The sequence below is a fragment of the Novosphingobium sp. SG751A genome (assembly GCF_013149295.1).
In the GTDB taxonomy this organism is placed as follows: Bacteria; Pseudomonadota; Alphaproteobacteria; order Sphingomonadales; family Sphingomonadaceae; genus Novosphingobium.
The window spans coordinates 170462-185856 of the sequence record NZ_JABGCB010000009.1; the positions used below are offsets into that span (position 1 = coordinate 170462).

14 protein-coding genes and 1 tRNA gene are annotated in these 15395 nt (G+C 62.9%); 9 read left to right on the forward strand and 6 right to left on the reverse strand.

Going from position 1 to position 15395, the window contains the following annotated elements; translation table 11 throughout:
* The first annotated feature begins 2 nt into the window (after positions 1–2).
* Complete coding sequence (locus tag FHW96_RS13940; RefSeq protein ID WP_172341182.1) at positions 3–3128, forward strand: efflux RND transporter permease subunit; 3126 nt, start codon at positions 3–5, stop codon at positions 3126–3128.
* Positions 3129–3149: 21 nt separating this feature from the next.
* On the opposite strand, the gene FHW96_RS13945 is transcribed toward FHW96_RS13940, so the two are convergent.
* Positions 3150–4430: a diguanylate cyclase gene (locus FHW96_RS13945; protein WP_172341183.1), complete on the reverse strand. Its 1281-nt coding sequence runs from the start codon at positions 4428–4430 to the stop codon at positions 3150–3152.
* A gap of 292 nt (positions 4431–4722) precedes the next feature.
* On the opposite strand from FHW96_RS13945, the gene FHW96_RS13950 reads away from it, so the two are divergent.
* The gene (locus FHW96_RS13950; RefSeq protein WP_172341184.1) at positions 4723–5343 is read left to right on the forward strand and encodes an HIRAN domain-containing protein; all 621 of its coding nucleotides are present in this window, start codon (positions 4723–4725) and stop codon (positions 5341–5343) included.
* A gap of 126 nt (positions 5344–5469) precedes the next feature.
* Here the strand turns inward: FHW96_RS13950 and FHW96_RS13955 are convergent, their stop codons facing one another.
* The 3 genes from FHW96_RS13955 to FHW96_RS13965 all read right to left on the reverse strand — a co-directional run bounded on the left by FHW96_RS13955 (position 5470) and on the right by FHW96_RS13965 (position 10289).
* Positions 5470–7842 carry a TonB-dependent siderophore receptor gene (locus FHW96_RS13955; RefSeq protein WP_172341185.1) on the reverse strand — a complete coding sequence of 791 codons (2373 nt, stop codon included), beginning with the start codon at positions 7840–7842 and terminating at the stop codon, positions 5470–5472.
* A 295-nt stretch (positions 7843–8137) separates the two neighbouring features.
* On the reverse strand, positions 8138–9247 hold the full coding sequence (locus FHW96_RS13960; protein ID WP_172341186.1) for a CapA family protein: 1110 nt from the start codon (positions 9245–9247) through the stop codon (positions 8138–8140).
* Between the two features lie 16 nt (positions 9248–9263).
* A complete protein-coding gene (locus tag FHW96_RS13965; RefSeq protein ID WP_371815718.1) occupies positions 9264–10289 on the reverse strand; it encodes a hypothetical protein in 1026 nt (341 codons plus the stop codon).
* 175 nt (positions 10290–10464) lie between these two features.
* Here FHW96_RS13965 and FHW96_RS13970 point away from each other — a divergent pair, with 175 nt between their 5' ends.
* Positions 10465–10830, forward strand: coding sequence for a glutathione S-transferase N-terminal domain-containing protein (locus FHW96_RS13970; RefSeq protein WP_172341187.1), 366 nt, complete (start codon positions 10465–10467; stop codon positions 10828–10830).
* Here the strand turns inward: FHW96_RS13970 and FHW96_RS13975 are convergent.
* A complete protein-coding gene (locus FHW96_RS13975; protein WP_172341188.1) occupies positions 10827–11705 on the reverse strand; it encodes an alpha/beta fold hydrolase in 879 nt (292 codons plus the stop codon). The two genes, FHW96_RS13970 and FHW96_RS13975, sit on opposite strands and share 4 nt — an antisense overlap.
* On the opposite strand from FHW96_RS13975, the gene FHW96_RS26505 reads away from it, so the two are divergent.
* Both FHW96_RS26505 and FHW96_RS13980 read left to right on the forward strand, forming a co-directional pair.
* The gene (locus FHW96_RS26505) at positions 11704–11835 is read left to right on the forward strand and encodes a hypothetical protein (protein ID WP_256432860.1); all 132 of its coding nucleotides are present in this window, start codon (positions 11704–11706) and stop codon (positions 11833–11835) included. The genes FHW96_RS13975 and FHW96_RS26505 overlap by 2 nt on opposite strands.
* Before the next feature lie 147 nt (positions 11836–11982).
* On the forward strand, positions 11983–12966 hold the full coding sequence (locus FHW96_RS13980) for a helix-turn-helix transcriptional regulator (RefSeq protein ID WP_172341189.1): 984 nt from the start codon (positions 11983–11985) through the stop codon (positions 12964–12966).
* A gap of 54 nt (positions 12967–13020) precedes the next feature.
* Here the strand turns inward: FHW96_RS13980 and FHW96_RS13985 are convergent, their stop codons facing one another.
* A complete protein-coding gene (locus FHW96_RS13985; RefSeq protein WP_172341190.1) occupies positions 13021–13491 on the reverse strand; it encodes an Hsp20 family protein in 471 nt (156 codons plus the stop codon).
* Between the two features lie 165 nt (positions 13492–13656).
* Here FHW96_RS13985 and grxC point away from each other — a divergent pair, with 165 nt between their 5' ends.
* The 4 genes from grxC to FHW96_RS14005 all read left to right on the forward strand — a co-directional run bounded on the left by grxC (position 13657) and on the right by FHW96_RS14005 (position 15380).
* The gene (grxC, locus tag FHW96_RS13990; RefSeq protein ID WP_172341191.1) at positions 13657–13920 is read left to right on the forward strand and encodes a glutaredoxin 3; all 264 of its coding nucleotides are present in this window, start codon (positions 13657–13659) and stop codon (positions 13918–13920) included.
* A gap of 1 nt (position 13921) precedes the next feature.
* Positions 13922–14743: a carbon-nitrogen hydrolase family protein gene (locus FHW96_RS13995; protein ID WP_172341192.1), complete on the forward strand. Its 822-nt coding sequence runs from the start codon at positions 13922–13924 to the stop codon at positions 14741–14743.
* The gene (locus tag FHW96_RS14000; RefSeq protein ID WP_172341193.1) at positions 14740–15243 is read left to right on the forward strand and encodes a DUF1178 family protein; all 504 of its coding nucleotides are present in this window, start codon (positions 14740–14742) and stop codon (positions 15241–15243) included. Before FHW96_RS13995 ends, FHW96_RS14000 begins: the two co-directional genes overlap by 4 nt.
* A 60-nt stretch (positions 15244–15303) precedes the next feature.
* A tRNA-Arg gene (locus tag FHW96_RS14005) sits at positions 15304–15380 on the forward strand.
* The last annotated feature ends 15 nt before the right edge of the window (positions 15381–15395 follow it).

Consider the following 15395-nt stretch of genomic DNA (forward strand, 5'->3'; position numbering starts at 1 on the left):
CCATGAAGATTTCCGCATGGGCGATCCGCCATCCCATTCCCGTGGCGGTCATCATGATCGCGCTGACGCTGGCAGGTATTGCGTCTTATATGATGCTGCCGGTCAAGCGCTTTCCCAATGTCGAATTTCCGGTGGTTTCGGTCACCGTTACGCAAAGCGGCGCCGCGCCCAGCGAAATGGAGCAGCAGATCACGCGCCCCATCGAGGATGCGCTGACCGGCATTGCGGGCCTGCGCCATACCAGTTCGACCGTGCGGCTGGGATCTTCCTCCACCAGCGCCGAGTTTGAAATCGGCACCGACATGCAAAAGGCGGTCGAGGATGTGCGTACCGCTGTGGAGCGCACCCGCCCCGTCCTGCCGCAGGGCATTGACGCGCCCAGCGTGCAGCGCGTCGATATGTCCTCGGCCCCGATCCTGACCTATGCGGTCAGCGCACCGGGGATGAGCGCGGTCGACCTGTCATGGTTTGTCGATGACACTGTAGCCCGCGCGCTTCAGGCCCAGCGCGGCGTGGCGCAGGTCAAGCGCATCGGCGGGGTGGCGCGCGAAATCAACGTCAATCTCGACCCCGACCGGATGACGGCCCATGGCGTGACGGCCTCCTCGATCAGCACCGCTCTGGCGCAATTCCACCGCGACGACAGCGGCGGCCGCGCCGAGGCGGGCGGACGTGAACAGACGATCCGCGTGCTGGGCTCATCGGCCACGGTGGATCGCCTGCGCGAATTGAACATCCCGATCAGCGCCACGCAATATGTCCGCCTTGGCGATCTGGCCACGATCACCGACAGCCATGCCGAAGAGCGCGGTTTTGCCCGCCTCGACGGCCACCCGGCCATCGCCTTTCAGGTCAGCAAGACCACGGCGGCAAGCGACGTTTCGGTCGAGGACGGCGTGGACCGCGCGATTGCCAGGCTGAGTGCGGAAAACAAAGGCATTGCCATCACCAAGGTCGTTTCGACCGTGGCCGATACGCGCGCCTCCTATCAGGCCACCGTCCATGTGCTGATCGAGGGCATGCTGCTGGCGGCGCTGGTGGTGTTTCTGTTCCTGCGCGACTGGCGCGCCACAGTGATTGCCGCGCTGGCCATGCCGCTGTCGCTGGTGCCAACCTTTGGCGCGATGATCCTGTTCGGTTTCAGCCTGAATATCATCACGCTGCTGGGTCTGACTTTGGTGATCGGCATTCTGGTCGATGATGCCATCGTGGAAATCGAGAATATCCAGAAACGCATTGAGGGCGGTGCTTCGCCCTATCGTGCCTCGCTGATCGGGGCGGACGCGATTGGCCTTGCGGTGGTGGCGACCACGGCCACGATCATCGTGGTCTTTGCGCCGGTTTCGTTCATGGGCGGCCAATCGGGCCAGTTCTTCCGCGAATTCGGGTTGACCGTGGCGGTGGCGGTGTTCTTCTCGTTGCTGGTGGCGCGCTTTGTCACGCCCTTGATGGCGGCCTATTTCCTTAAGCCGTCGACCCACAGCGAGCCGCCCCACCGGTTGCGCGGGGCCTATCCCAAGGTTTTGGACTGGGCGCTGGCCAATCCTAAATCGACGGTGGGTATCGGCATCGGCGTGTTCGTGGGCGCGCTGGCGATTGCGGCCACGATCCCCATCGGTTTTCAGCCGACCGGCGATCCGGGCTATTTCTACCTCTCGATGCAAGGCACTGCGGGCGCCACCCATGATACGATGGACAATGCCGTGCGTGATGTGACCGCGCGGCTGCGCAAGATGCCCGATGTCCAGCGCGTCTTTGCCCAGGTCGGTTCGACCACCACCAGCGGGCCGGGCGGCGGCGGCAGCGGATCGGATCTGCAGACCGGCACGCTGACCGTGGTGCTCAAGCACGACCGTTCGATGACCACCGATGCGTTCCAGCGCTCGATCACCGGCCTGTTGCGCCAGATTCCGGAAGTGCGGCTGAACAATCAGGGTGGCTTTGGCGCGGCGGGCGTCGAGGTGGTGCTGGCGGGCCGCGACGGCGATGCGCTGGCCCGCGCGCAGGCCGCGTTGCTGCGCGAGATGCGGGGCATGAAGACCACGCTTGACCCGCGCCCCGCGCCGCCGCCATCGGCGCCTGAACTGATCATTCGCCCTCTGCCCGATGCGGCGGCGCGGTTGAACGTGTCCTCGCAAGCCATTGCGCAGGTGGCCCGTATCGCCACGATCGGCGATATCGACGCCAATGTCGCCAAATTCTCGACGCTCCAGCAACGCTTGTCGATCCGCGTGCGTCTGCCCCATGATGCGCGGGTCGATCTGGACCAGATCGGCAATCTTCAGGTTCCCACGCTCAATGGCAAGATGACGCCGCTGCGCACGGTGGCCGAATTGTCGATCGCCTCCGGGCCGGGCCAGATCCAGCGCTATGACCGCGAACGCCGCGTCTCGGTTCAGGCCGACCTTAACGGCACCACCATCGGTCAGGCGCTGAATGAAGTGTCCAAGCTGGACGCGATGAAGCACCTGCCCGCAGGCGTGCATGAGGCCAAGACCGGCGACAGCGAGGCCATGGCCGACCTGTTCGGTGGGATCGTAGGGGCGATGGCCTCGGGCATTTTGATGATCTATTTCGTGCTGGTGATGTTGTTCCACAGCTTCTTCAAGCCGATCACGATCCTTTCGGCCCTGCCTTTGACCATGCTGGGGGCTTTTGTGGCGCTCAAGGTCACGGGCATTGCCATCACGCTGCCGGTGCTGATCGGGATGCTGATGCTGCTGGGTCTGGCGGCGAAGAATTCGATCCTGCTGGTCGAATTCGCCATTGAGGACGAGCGCGCGGGCCAGCCCCAGCGCGAGGCGATCATGAACGCCTGCCGCGAGCGTGCACGCCCCATCGTGATGACCACGGTGGCCATGGCTGCGGGCATGCTGCCCACGGCTTTGGGCCTTGGCGAGGGTTCGACCTTTCGTCAGCCCATGGCGATTGCGGTCATCGGCGGGCTGATCAGCTCGACGATGCTCTCGCTGGTGATGGTGCCGGTGGTTTATGAATTGATCGACAGTCTGGAAATGCGGCTGCGTCCGCGTCTGGCCCGCCTGATCACCCCGCGCGAGCCTGGCGATGATGACCCCATCGAGCCGGGGCAGGTCACTCTGGTCAGCGCCACCCCGGACCGGGCCTGAGGCGCAAGCCTCAAGCTCGGTCTAGGCCGCCCATCTCCAGGTATTGCGGCCCTGTTGTTTGGCAAGATAGAGCGCGGCATCGGCGCGGGTGACAATGTCGCCCACGCTGTGGTCGCGCTCTGAACCGATGGCCAGCCCCGCGCTGGCGCCGATGCGGATGATCTGGCCGCGATAGCCATAGGTTTCCATCATGGCGCGCAGCACCCGGTCCACGGCGCGGCGCGCATCGGCACCATCGGTGTTGCGCAGGATCACCGCAAATTCATCGCCGCCAAGGCGCACCACCGCATCATTGTTGCGCACCAGTTGGCGCAGACGCCCGGCGGCTTCGACCAGAATGGCGTCGCCCGCAGCATGGCCATAGGCGTCATTGGCCTGTTTGAAATGGTCCAGATCGAGCATGATGATCCCGACCGTGCTCAGATCTGCCGCCGGAATGGTTTTGACATAGCGCTTCATGCCGCGACGGTTCAGCAATCCGGTCAAGGCATCGGTAGATGCCTTCTTCTCCAGATGCACAACCTGCGCGCGTTCTTCAGTGATGTCGATCACGCTGCCGATCACCTGTTCGGGGCGACCATTGTCGTCCAGCAGCATTTGCCGGTGGCAACGGAACCAGCGCACTGAGCCATCATGGATGCGGATGCGATATTCGGTGACGCTGCGATCCACCGCGCCAGAGAGCAAGGGCCGCAGGCTGGCCGCACGCCGGTCTGATGCATCGACCAGACTGGCGAGTTTGAAATAGTTCTGCGCTGTGGCCTGATGGCCGCCCACCAGTTCGATGAAATGCTGCGAAGGGGTAAAGCGGCGTGTGGCAATGTCATATTGCCAGATCCCGCAATCCATCATCCCCATGGCCAGGGAGAGTTTGGCATTGGCCTGGGCCAGCGCATGTTCGGCCAGTTTGCGTTCGCTGATGTCAACGATCTGCGAGACGAAGAGCTGGGCCTTGCCATCCCCGTCGCGCATCGTAGCCACGCTCAGCACGCCATAGGCGATGCTGCGGTCCTTGCGGTAATAGCGCTTTTCCATGCTGTATGTATCGATTTCGCCGGCCAGAACACGGCGGAATTGCGCCTCATCGGCATCGATGTCTTCGGGATGGGTGATTGCGCGGAAATCGACATCGGTGATCTCGGCCTGATCATAGCCCAGCATCCGGGCAAAGGCGCTGTTCACGGCCAGCAGGCGACCGTCCGGGTCGACCAGCGCCATGCCGATCGCGGCAACTTCGAAAGCAATGTCGAACATCGACCGGGCCGAAGCCGACGATGCGATGCCTATAGTATGCGCGCCCATTTCCCTACCATGCGACAATTTACCGAACTGTCGATAGAACGACTTGGTTATCGCACGGTTAAGGCAAGCCCATGAGGGTTTGGTTCTATCTTCGCCGCATTGCTCAAGGCCGGCTCATTGCATTTTGCAAAGGTCCGGTATGGTCGCGGGCGATACCGCGTATATGCATAGTTTACCTTGCCTTGATGGCCCTTATGGCCCTAGGCGCGCGTCTGAATGGGATTGCGGCGATGGAGTTTGCGGCGGCGGATAAACGCCACGCTCGCCATCGTGTGAAGGCAAAGGGATCAGCATGTTCAGTTTCTTGAAGCGTTTTTTCGGCAACATGGTCCGCATGGCGCAAGGCCAGCCCATGGAACCGGGCAAGACGATCGCGCCCGAAACGCCCGCTTATGATGCGCCCGTCGCCGAGACCGCTCCGGTGGCCGCCTTTGAAATGGCCCCGCCCGCGCCTGTTTATGCGCCTACGCCTGCTCCCGCCACGATTTCGGAAGAATTCCTGCGCGGCTCGATCTTCGATGATGACGAGGAAGAGGAAGTGCTGCCCGGCGACAAGCCCAATCTGGGCATGGTGCCCAGCATCGGCAATCCCAATGCCTATATGATCGGTCTGGTGGGCGAGGATCAGCATCGCGAGGCGGTCAACAGCCTGACCGAGGGTATGCCGATCACGTTGCAGCTTGAACCGGGCAATCCGCATGATCCCTCGGCCATTGCGGCGGTGGATCGCTATGGCCGGGTGATCGGTTATATCAGCCATGACTGCTGGTTGCGCGAGGCGGTCTATGGCGGGGGTTCGGGCTTTTCGGCCTGGGTGCTGGCGGTCGAAATGGGCGACCGGGGCTTTCGTGAAGTGGTGCTGGAGGTCGAACCGAGCGAAAGGCCGCTGCGCGAAAGGGCCTATCAGGGCTGAGCGCTTTACAATTTCGCCTGTCTGGCGGGTCTGGCAGCGATGCCGGGCCCGTTTTTATGGATCGCGTATGGTGCGGGCACAAAAAAGCGCCCCGCCGATTGGACGGGGCGCTTCCTTGACCGCTGATTACCAGTTCAGGCTCAGCTTGGCATAGAGATAGCGACCGTTGAAGCCCCACGGCGCATAGTAGGGGAACGCCACGCCGCCATTGGTGGCCAGCAGATTGGCGGGCGTCTGGCGCGGATAGATGTCGAACACATTGTTCGCACCCACCGACAGGGTCGCCTTTTCGATCAGCTTGTAGCGCGCTTCCAGATCGATGATCGTCTTGCGGCCGGTGCTCAGATCGCCGGCGGCGGTCGAAGCGGGCTGGATCACATTGCCATAGTAGGACGCACGGGCCGTCGCGCCCAGCTTGTCAAACGACCAGTCGACCGAACCGACGAGCTTTTCGCCCGGCGTGCCTTCGGTGATCGTCAGGATGCGCTGACGCGCAAACAGCGTAGCCGTGGACGAGGTGGGATAGCTGTCAACGGTGATCTTGTTGATGTTGGCAGCCGCCGTCAGGTCAAACGTGCCCACCGATGCGGTGCGCAGCTTGTAATGGCCCACGATGTCCACACCCTTGGTCGTGGTGTGCAGACCGTTGATGAAGAAGCGGGCGGCCTGAACCGCATAGGTCACCTGATCGGCAGCCGACAGGGTGATGTTTTCCGACAGGCCAAGCTGGTCGCGGATCTTGATGATGTACCCGTCGATGGTCAGGTCAAACCCGCCCTTGCGGAACACCGCGCCCGCCGAATAGTTCACCGACTTTTCCGGACGCAGAGCCTGTCCGCCCAGCGAACGCGCAATCGCGCTGCTCGACGGGAAGGTGCCGGTTTCCACGATGGTCGAGACCGGGGGCGTGCCCGTGGTGGTCAGGACCGAAGCGGTCGAGGTGAAATACTGCTGTTGCAGCGAAGGCGCACGGAAGCCGGTCGAAACCGTGCCGCGCAGCGCGAACCAGTCGGCCAGATCGGCGCGGGCCGAGAACTTGCCGGTGGCGATGTCGCCGAAGTCGGAATAGTGCTCGCCGCGCACCGCACCGCCAAAGGTGAAGATGCTGGGCAGCTTGGCTTCGAGATCCAGATAGATCGCGTTGCTGATGCGGCTGGCCTTCAGAGCATTGCCCGCCTGGAAGCCGATGAAGCCCTGCGCGCCGCTGGTCAGGCTGCTTGAAGCGCCCGATGCGCGGTTGTACGAGGTCGGCTCGCCCGCGATGATGCGATAGCCTTCGCGGCGCACTTCCACGCCCCACGCCACGTTCAGATCCGTGCCGCCCAGCTTGTAGAGCTTGGACAGATCCATGCCGCCCAGAGCCTGATCATAGATCAGCGCGCCGTCATAGAAGCTGGTCTGCGAAGCCGCGCCATAGGTCGAGTTCAGCGAGTTCTGGGTGCGATAGTCCAGACGGTTGCGCCCATAGGAAGCCTTGATCGTAGCGTTCCATTCGCCCATCTGGCCGCGCACGCCCGCCGTGATCGTCAGGTCCTTCGAGAGAACCTTGATCTGGGGCAGGAAGCCGTCGGGATAGATCGCCAGAACGTTGTTCACGTTGCTGGGTTCGCGGGCAAAGGCCGAGCTGGTGCTGTCGCGGAACTGATAGCCGCCAAAGGCAAACGCGGTCCAGTTGGTGTCGCCAATCGGCAGCGCGGCGTTGATATAGCCGGTGCCCTGCAGAACCTTGGGATCGCCGATGCGCGAACGCACGGTGTTGGGGCTGTAGCGCGTATCCAGATCCGAACGGCCCGTCAGGCCGCGATCCAGATATTCGCCCGTAACGGTCAGGAAGCCGCCATTGTTGCCCAGCTTAAAGCCCTGCCATGCGCCCAGCGTCAGCGTGCCGCCGTCCGAGATGTGACGCGACGAACGCGCGCCGTTGAACTGCGTGTCATACTGGCCATAGGAAGCGGTCGCGCCGCCGCCATGGCTGGCTTCGCGCAGGCGCAGGTTGATGACGCCCGCAATCGCGTCCGAGCCATATTGCGCCGATGCGCCATCGCGCAGAACTTCGACCTGCGAAAGGGCCAGCGTGGGGATTGTGTTGAGATCGACAGCCGCCGAACCACGACCCACCGAGCCGTTTACGTTGAGCAGCGCCGAGGCATGACCGCGCACGCCGTTAATCAGCACCAGCGCCTGATCGGGCGACAGGCCGCGCAGCGTGGCCGGGCGGATCGAGTCCGTGCCATCGGTGCCAGCAGGGCGCGGGAAGTCGATCGAGGGCGCAACAGCGGCCAGCGAAGCGCCCAGTTCGGTCGAACCCTGACGCGAAAGGCTGTCAAGCGACAGGACGTCGACGGGGGCGACGGAGTCCAGCTTGGTGCGGTTCTGGGCGCGGGTGCCGGTCACGACGATGTCGCCGTTGTTCTGGTCTGCGGCCCATGCGGGGGTGCTGACGACCACCGCCAATGCGGAGCCGACGCCAGCCAGAAGGGCTTGGCGGAAGTGGGTCATAGGAATGTCCTCATTCACTTGGCGAAGAAATTTATGTTTATTCGGTCGTTCGCCGGGGGGCGGCTAGCGACCGTGGCTCCCCCCTAGACCCCGATTGTCCCGCAGGACAACCAACAAAACATGGATTGTAACCAAGGAATCAGGCCGCAAGCGGAAAAAGGCGTACAAGGTGACATTTTTGCCGCATTTTTGGGCTATTTGCCCTGCATTCTATCGTCTTTCTGCGTAAAACATTCTTTGCAATATGGATAGAAGCTGAGCTTATATGAACGCCGTGACAGGTTTGGCGCTTTGTTCACCCAACAACAATGGTGTCGCCCTGCGCCTCATAGGTGGCGTTCAGCCCCGCTTCTTCATTGCACCAGCGCATATAGGCCAGCACTTTGCCGAAGCGCGGATCATCGGCGGGCAGAGGTTCGGCCTGCGCATCATCATTGATGAAGGCGGGGCGAAAGGCGGTCCGGGCGATGCCTTCGCGCGTCAGATCGCATTCCACGATCATCGTCATGCGGGAATCGGGCGGGAAGTTATACATGCTCTCGAAATTAGGCTGCCATTCGGGAGCCAGTTTCTGGATCTCCTTAAAGCCTTTGGATTGCGCATGTTCGCGCGTCATCGGCAGGTCGATGGCGAAATTGCCCAGACTGTAGAAGATCGGCCGGCCGCGATAGATGTCCACGCCTTTCAGGATATGGGCATGGTGGCCAAGGATGATGTCGGCCCCGGCATCGATGACTGCGCGGCCCACTTCGAACTGATAATCGGCGATGGTGGCGGGCACGAAATGGATGCCCCAATGCAGCGATGCGACCACCACATCGGCCTGCGCCTTTGCTGCGCGAATGTCGGCCAGAAACGCGGCCAGATCATCGGCATGGGCATAAGTGTGGATGCGGGCCGGGGTGCCGGGCTGATCGATCTCGATTTGCTCATACAGCGTGTGAGCGCGCATCGGCATACATCCGGCGCGGCGCTCCTCGGCCCAGAAGCCAGGCGGCAGGATCGAGCAGGCGGCCAGAAAGGCCACGCGCACGCCGTTTACCTTGCGGATGACGGGGCGGCGCGCCTGCGCGATATTTTGCCCGACGCCGACCACATCCAGACCCGCCGCGCCCAGATGGGCCACCGTGTCATCCAGCCCTTCCGGCCCCCAGTCCATGCAGTGATTGCCCGCAAAGGAGATCACGTCATAGCCTGCCTCGGCAATCGCCTGTGCGGCGGCGGGGATGGCGCGATGGGTGTGGCGCACCTGCGGCAGGCGAAAGCCCCTGTCGGAAATTACGCATTCCAATTGGCCGAAGGTGATGTCGGCCTTTTGCAGCAGCGGGGCCGATGGCGCGAAACATTGCGCCGGATTGGGGCGGTTCGGACCAATATCGCCCGTGGCCCGAAACAGGATAGTCATGGCAAACCCCGTGTTTTCAAGTGCGGCGCGGCAGGCGCGGCCCGACCGATAGCAGCAGCACCGCGATCAGCAGCAGTCCGGCGCCGATGAATTCGGCCCCGCTGGGCCATTTGCCGCCATAGAATGCGGCAAGGATCACCGTGCCGCCCACGCCGGCCAGAATGCTGGCCGAGCGTTCCAGCGGCACGCAAAAGCTGTTTTCGCGTCCATCGAGCAGGATGAGGCCGGAAAATACCCCCGTCGCGCAGACCATCAATCCGGTCAGGATCATCGCGGGCAGATGCTCGCTGCGCCACGCATCGGTAAAGCCCCAGAGCAATTGCGCGCCCGCGCCGCCCGGCGCCCGATCCGTCCATGCGATGCCTGCCAGCGAGAGGATGGCAATGGGAAAGGCAACCAGCTTTTCCTCGCTGAAAAAGCGGCGCAGACGGACCGGATCATCATCCTTGGCCACGCGCGTCATCACCCAGAGGCGGCCGAAATAGCCCGCCGTATAGATAAGCAGCGTGAGAAGCGCCAAAGGCGGCAGCGCCAGTCCTCTGCGCGCGCTCAGCGTATGAAACAGCGCCAGCGCCACCAGCACCAGCGCCCCCCACGACCACCAATGCACCCGCCGCCCCAGCAGCACATCGACCAGCGGCGCGATAATCAGAATGTCGCCCCGCATCAGCAATTGCATGAAAGGGATCGAAACATCGCGGAACGTATAAGACAAAGGCACCGTCGTCAGCACAAAGACCGTGCACAGCCCTGACCAGAACGTGGCCCGCGTGGCCCCCGGCAGCGACAGGCCGCCCACGCGCACCCGGTGCATCAACCGACCCCATCCCGAAATCCAGATGAAGCCATAGGTCGAGACCGCGGCGCTGATCAGCATCACCGGCAGGATATGCAGCCCGGTCAGCGGGTGGCCATGGCTGTCCATGCCATTGGTGGCCAGATAACGGGTCAGGATGACATAGGGCAGATAGGAAAGCAGATAGGACAAAGTCACCAGTTCAATGGCCGAGTGTTTTTGCCGGGTCATATGGCCCTTCGTCACATGGCTCTCCCTTGCCACCGCTTGTTATGGCTCCAAGGATAGGCAAGGGTGCGATTTCTTGCAAGCGCTTTCAGTAGCGGTGCGCGCGATGGAGGCCATCACCCAAGCGCACTTGACAAAACGACCCCGATGACGGCCAAACCACCCTCACAGAAACCCAAGCAGGATAGGCACGATGAGCTCCTCTGATTTCCGCCCGATTGTCTATCTGAAGGATCGCTGTCCGTGGTGTTTGAAATTCCGCCTGTTTCTGCTTGAATCGGGCCTTCGCGGCCATTTCGATTTTCGCGAATTCGTCCCCGGCGATGATCGCGAGGCCGCGATCCGCGAAGAACTGGCCCCGCATTTCGCCAAGCCCAGTTTCCCCACGGTCCAGATCGCGCCGGGAATCTATATGCGCGAATCCGACGATCTGATCGCGCATTATGCCGCCGCGCATGGGGTGGAGATGGACGATCTGCCCACGCTGGACCAATATATCCGCGGGCCTTTGGTGCGCATTGCCGAATTGCGCGCCGAGATCGCGGAACTGCGTGGCTAGGCCTGAAGGAAGGCCCGCAGGTCGGGCATAAAGGCGTCGAAGCGGTCATGGTGGGGCCAGTGGCTGGCCCGGTCATATTCGATCAGGCGGGCGTCGCGGAAATGTCCGATCCGGCCATCCTGCGCCGGGTTGGGCATGAAGCTCTCGCTGCCCTGAATGAACAGCATCGGACAGGCGACGGCCTGCCACAGGCTCTCGATCTCCTCCTGCTGAAAATCGACCAGCGGGAAGATGTTGAGCCGGGGGTCGAATTTCCAGCGATAGGTGCCATCCTCCTGCGCGCGCAGGGCGTGGTGGGTCAGGTGGTGGACCTGCTCCTCGTTGAGATGCCCGTTCTTTTCGCGCATCCTTTCGCGGGCCTGCGCCTCGCTGATATAGGAGCGGGGGCGGCGGCTGGGCGCGGCGCGATGCTGGGCCACCCATTCGCGCAACCGCGCCGCAAAGGGCGTGATGGCCAGCAGCGGGTCAGCATTGGCGGGCACGCTCAGCCCCTCGATATTGACGAATTTGGCCACCTTTTCGGGATAGAGCCCGGCATAGCGCGTGGTGATCATCGCACCAAGCGAATGGGCGCAGATGGTTACGCGATCCTGTCCGATTTCCTCGATCAGATTGACGAAATCGAAGATGAAACCGGCCATATTATAGGCCGCATCGCCCGACCAGTCGCTGTCACCATGGCCGCGCAGATCAGGCGCGATGACATGCCAGTCCGCCGCCAGTTCGCGCGCAATCCAGTCCATCGAGCGGGCATGATCGAACCCGCCATGCTGAAGGATCAGCACCGGAGCATCCGGGTTGCCCCAATCCAGATAGTGCAGGTGCAGGCTCTGGCTGGTGAAATAATGCGAGGTGGGGGATGGCGCCGGGGTCATGCGTTTGCCCATGGGCGCGGGGCGGCGGCGCGTCAACCGCGACGAATGGGGCGATCATGAGGGAGCGATCATGGTCAGGGTTACCGCCTGTGTAACCCATTGCAAGGAGGACGGCGGGGGATTAGGCTGAACGTCTTGTTTTGGGGAGGAATCGGGGATTCTGGGGCAAACTCTGGCCGAAGCGTTTCTTGCTGCGCCTCTTTCCGATGATGGGTGGGATAAGGCTCTGCGCGCCCTTGCCAGCGCCACGGGGTCCTCGCGCGGGCATCTGATCGCGATGAACCAGCGCCATGCGCGTTTCAACTGGATGACCGACGCCCCGCTCGATTACGGACAGACGTTTGTCGATATCGAGGCCTATAAGCCCGAGGTGAATTACCGCATCGGCGCGATGGGGGCCCCCATGGCCGTCACTTTCGAGGCCGATTATGACGCCTTTCGCCAGCAGGCGGGCACCAACGAAGTCTATCTGAGCCATGCGCGCGATCTGGAGGGCGAATTCGGCTGTCAGTCCGTGTTGATGCAGGGCGAAGGTTCGATGATCGGGCTGGCGATGCTGCATGGCAATGCCGACGGGCTGTCCACCCCGGATCAGCGCGCGGTCTTTGGCGCTTGCCTGCCCCATGTGCTGGCCGGGGTGCGTTTGCAAAATGCGATTGACCATCAGGGCACCGAGCTGCTGCGCGGCTCGCTCGACATGATGCGCACGGCCGCGATGCTGATCGACGGGGCAGGGCGGGTCTGCGCATGGACCCATCAGGCCGAGGGTGTCTTGTCGGGCGGGCTGCTCTCCATCGCGGACGGGCAGTTGCAGGCCGCCCATACCGGTTTCGACACCATGCTTCAGCGCGCCGTGGGGGCCGCCATCGCCTCGCAGCCGGTTCCTTTGCAGGATCTGTGGGTGCCCCATGCTTCGCCGCCGCTGCTGGTCGAGGTCAATCCCTTGCCCCTGCGGCCGTGGAGTTTCGGCTTTGCCCCGGCCGCGATCATCACTTTCCGCTCGCCTCTGCGCGGCGATATGCTCGATGGTGCGGTGCTGGCGCAGGCGTTGGGCCTGACGCGGGCTGAGGGTGATGTGACTGCATTGGTGGCCATGGGGCAAAGCAGGCAAGCCATCGCCGCCGCGCGCAGCACCAGCGTCCAGACGGTCACCGCCCAGATGCGCTCGATTTTCCAGAAATGCGGCGTGCGGCGCGAGGCCGAACTGGTGGCCATCGCGCTTCAGATCGGGCAATTGAGCCGCAACGCGCGGGAGGCATAAAAAGCCTTCCGCGCAGGGTGGACGCGGAAGGCTTTCTTGGGAAGCGCGTGAAAATCAGGCCGCGTTCTTGCCTTCCACCACGGTCAGCGGGGCGGGGCCGGTCGTGCCGATGGCGATCTTCTTGGGCTTCATCGCCTCGGGCACTTCGCGGATCAGGTCGATGACCAGCAACCCGTCTTCGAGATTGGCGGCCTCGACCCGGACGAAATCGGCCAGTTCAAAGCGACGCTCGAAACCGCGCTGGGCAATGCCAAGGTGGAGAAATTCGCTCTGGGCGGCGGCATGTTCGTCATGCTTGCGGCCCTGAATGATCAGCAGGTTTTGCTGTGCGACGATCTCGATATCGGCAGGCTTGAAACCGGCCACAGCCAGCGTGATGCGGTAGGAATCCTCGCCCTTGCGCTCAATGTTGAAGGGGGGGTAATTGTCGCTCGCCCCCGCGCGATTGGCGTTTTCCAGCAGGTCGAACAGGCGGTCAAAACCCACCGTGTTGCGGCGATAGGGGGTGAAGTCAAAACGGGTCATAGCAAAAATCCTCGTGCAATATGAGCAATTTTCGGTTCGTTGAAAGCCCTTGTCGGCGCTTTGCATTTGTGGTCATGCCCGGTGCGGCGCATGACACGCGTCTTGAGATATGTTAGCCGCGACCTATTTCAAGACCCCGACAGACGACAAAGAAGGACTTGCCCGATGACCACCCCCAAGGTCGAAATCTATACCCAATGGGGCTGCCCCTATTGCGTGCGCGCCAAGGCGCTGCTCGACAGCAAGAACGTGGCCTATACCGAGATCGATGTGACAATGGACACCGCCAAGCGCCGCGAGATGGCCGAGCGCAATCCGGGCGCGCGCACCGTGCCGCAGGTTTTCGTCAACGATTCCGCCCTGGGCGGCAGCGACGACATTCACGCGCTGGACGCGGCGGGCAAGCTCGACCCGCTGCTGGGGCTCTAACATGGCCCGCGTCGCCCTGCTTCAGATGACGAGCGGGATCGATCCCGCCGCCAATGCCGCCGCGATTGCCGATGCCGCGCGCGCGGCGGCGGCAGGCGGGGCGACGATGCTGTTCACGCCGGAAATGTGCGGTCTGATCGACCGCGACCGCCTGCGCGCTGCGCCCCATATCGTCGCGCCCGAGGAAAACCCGGTGCTGGCCGCCGCGCGCGAGGTTGCCGCGCAGGAAGGCATCTGGGTCGTGCTGGGCTCGTTAGCCGTGCGCGTGGATGGCGAAGAACGCGCCGCCAATCGCACCTTTGTGATCGACGCCAAGGGCCGGATTGCCGCGCATTACGACAAGATCCATATGTTTGACGTGGACCTTGCCACCGGCGAGAGCTGGCGCGAGAGCCGGGCCTATCGTCCGGGCGAGCAGGTGGTGACGGTGGACACGCCCGCCGGGCGGCTGGGGCTGGCGATTTGCTATGACCTGCGTTTCCCTGCGCTGTTTGAGGCTTTAGGCCGGGCGCGGTGCGATCTGATCGCCATTCCCGCCGCCTTTACCGTGCCCACCGGCGCGGCGCATTGGCATATCATGCAGCGCGCCCGCGCCATCGAGGCCAGCGCCTATGTTATATCCGCCGCGCAGGTGGGCCAGCATCAGGATGGTCGTGCCACCTATGGTCATTCGCTGGCGGTCGATCCTTGGGGCGATGTGCTGCTCGATCTGGGCGGCGACGTGGCGGGTCTTGGTTTTGCCGAGATCGAGCCCCAGCGCCTTGCCGAAATCCGCGCCCAATTGCCTAGCCTTGCCAACCGGCGCACGATTTCCGCGCCATGATTGTGTTCGATCTTGTCTGCCGCGACCATGGGCATCGGTTTGAAGGCTGGTTCGCCTCGTCGCAGGATTTTGAGCAGCAGCAATTGCGCGGGCTGGTTTCCTGTCCGCAATGCGACAGCCATGATGTGTTCAAGGCCCCGATGGCCCCGCGCCTGAACCGCAAGGGCAACCAGCAGGCCGCCGCGCCGGTGCCGACTTCTACTGCTGTGCCCGCCGCCGCGCCTGCCGTTTCATCAATGCCGCCTCTGCCGCCCGAAGCGCGCGAGAAATTGCAGGCTGCCATCACCGTTCTTGCCCAGGCGCAGGCCGAGGCGATCAAATCCTCGCGCTGGGTCGGCAAGAATTTTGCCGAGGATGCGCGCGCCATGCATTATGGCGACAAGGAGCCCGCCGCCATCCACGGTCAGGCCAGCCCCGAGGACGCCAAAGCACTGGTCGAGGAGGGGGTCGAGATCATGCCCTTGCTGATCCCCGTCGCTCCGCCCGATCAGATTAACTGAGCCTTTGTGCGCGCCGGTGGTTGCCAGAGCGCGCCCGCGCCATTATGGCCAGCTTCGCGTGCATCCGTAGCTCAGCAGGATAGAGCATCAGATTCCTAATCTGAGGGCCATGGGTTCGAATCCCGTCGGGTGCACCATTATACATATGAAAA

Bases quoted from the DNA above. Each gene is read 5' to 3' on its own strand.
- FHW96_RS13940 (WP_172341182.1), top strand. From the start codon at position 3: ATGAAGATTTCCGCATGGGCGATCCGCCATCCCATTCCCGTGGCGGTC.
- FHW96_RS13945 (WP_172341183.1), bottom strand. From the start codon at position 4,430: ATGGGCGCGCATACTATAGGCATCGCATCGTCGGCTTCGGCCCGGTCG.
- FHW96_RS13950 (WP_172341184.1), top strand. From the start codon at position 4,723: ATGTTCAGTTTCTTGAAGCGTTTTTTCGGCAACATGGTCCGCATGGCG.
- FHW96_RS13955 (WP_172341185.1), bottom strand. From the start codon at position 7,842: ATGACCCACTTCCGCCAAGCCCTTCTGGCTGGCGTCGGCTCCGCATTG.
- FHW96_RS13960 (WP_172341186.1), bottom strand. From the start codon at position 9,247: ATGACTATCCTGTTTCGGGCCACGGGCGATATTGGTCCGAACCGCCCC.
- FHW96_RS13970 (WP_172341187.1), top strand. From the start codon at position 10,465: ATGAGCTCCTCTGATTTCCGCCCGATTGTCTATCTGAAGGATCGCTGT.
- FHW96_RS26505 (WP_256432860.1), top strand. From the start codon at position 11,704: ATGCGTTTGCCCATGGGCGCGGGGCGGCGGCGCGTCAACCGCGACGAA.
- FHW96_RS13975 (WP_172341188.1), bottom strand. From the start codon at position 11,705: ATGACCCCGGCGCCATCCCCCACCTCGCATTATTTCACCAGCCAGAGC.
- FHW96_RS13980 (WP_172341189.1), top strand. From the start codon at position 11,983: ATGAACCAGCGCCATGCGCGTTTCAACTGGATGACCGACGCCCCGCTC.
- FHW96_RS13985 (WP_172341190.1), bottom strand. From the start codon at position 13,491: ATGACCCGTTTTGACTTCACCCCCTATCGCCGCAACACGGTGGGTTTT.
- grxC (WP_172341191.1), top strand. From the start codon at position 13,657: ATGACCACCCCCAAGGTCGAAATCTATACCCAATGGGGCTGCCCCTAT.
- FHW96_RS13995 (WP_172341192.1), top strand. From the start codon at position 13,922: ATGGCCCGCGTCGCCCTGCTTCAGATGACGAGCGGGATCGATCCCGCC.
- FHW96_RS14000 (WP_172341193.1), top strand. From the start codon at position 14,740: ATGATTGTGTTCGATCTTGTCTGCCGCGACCATGGGCATCGGTTTGAA.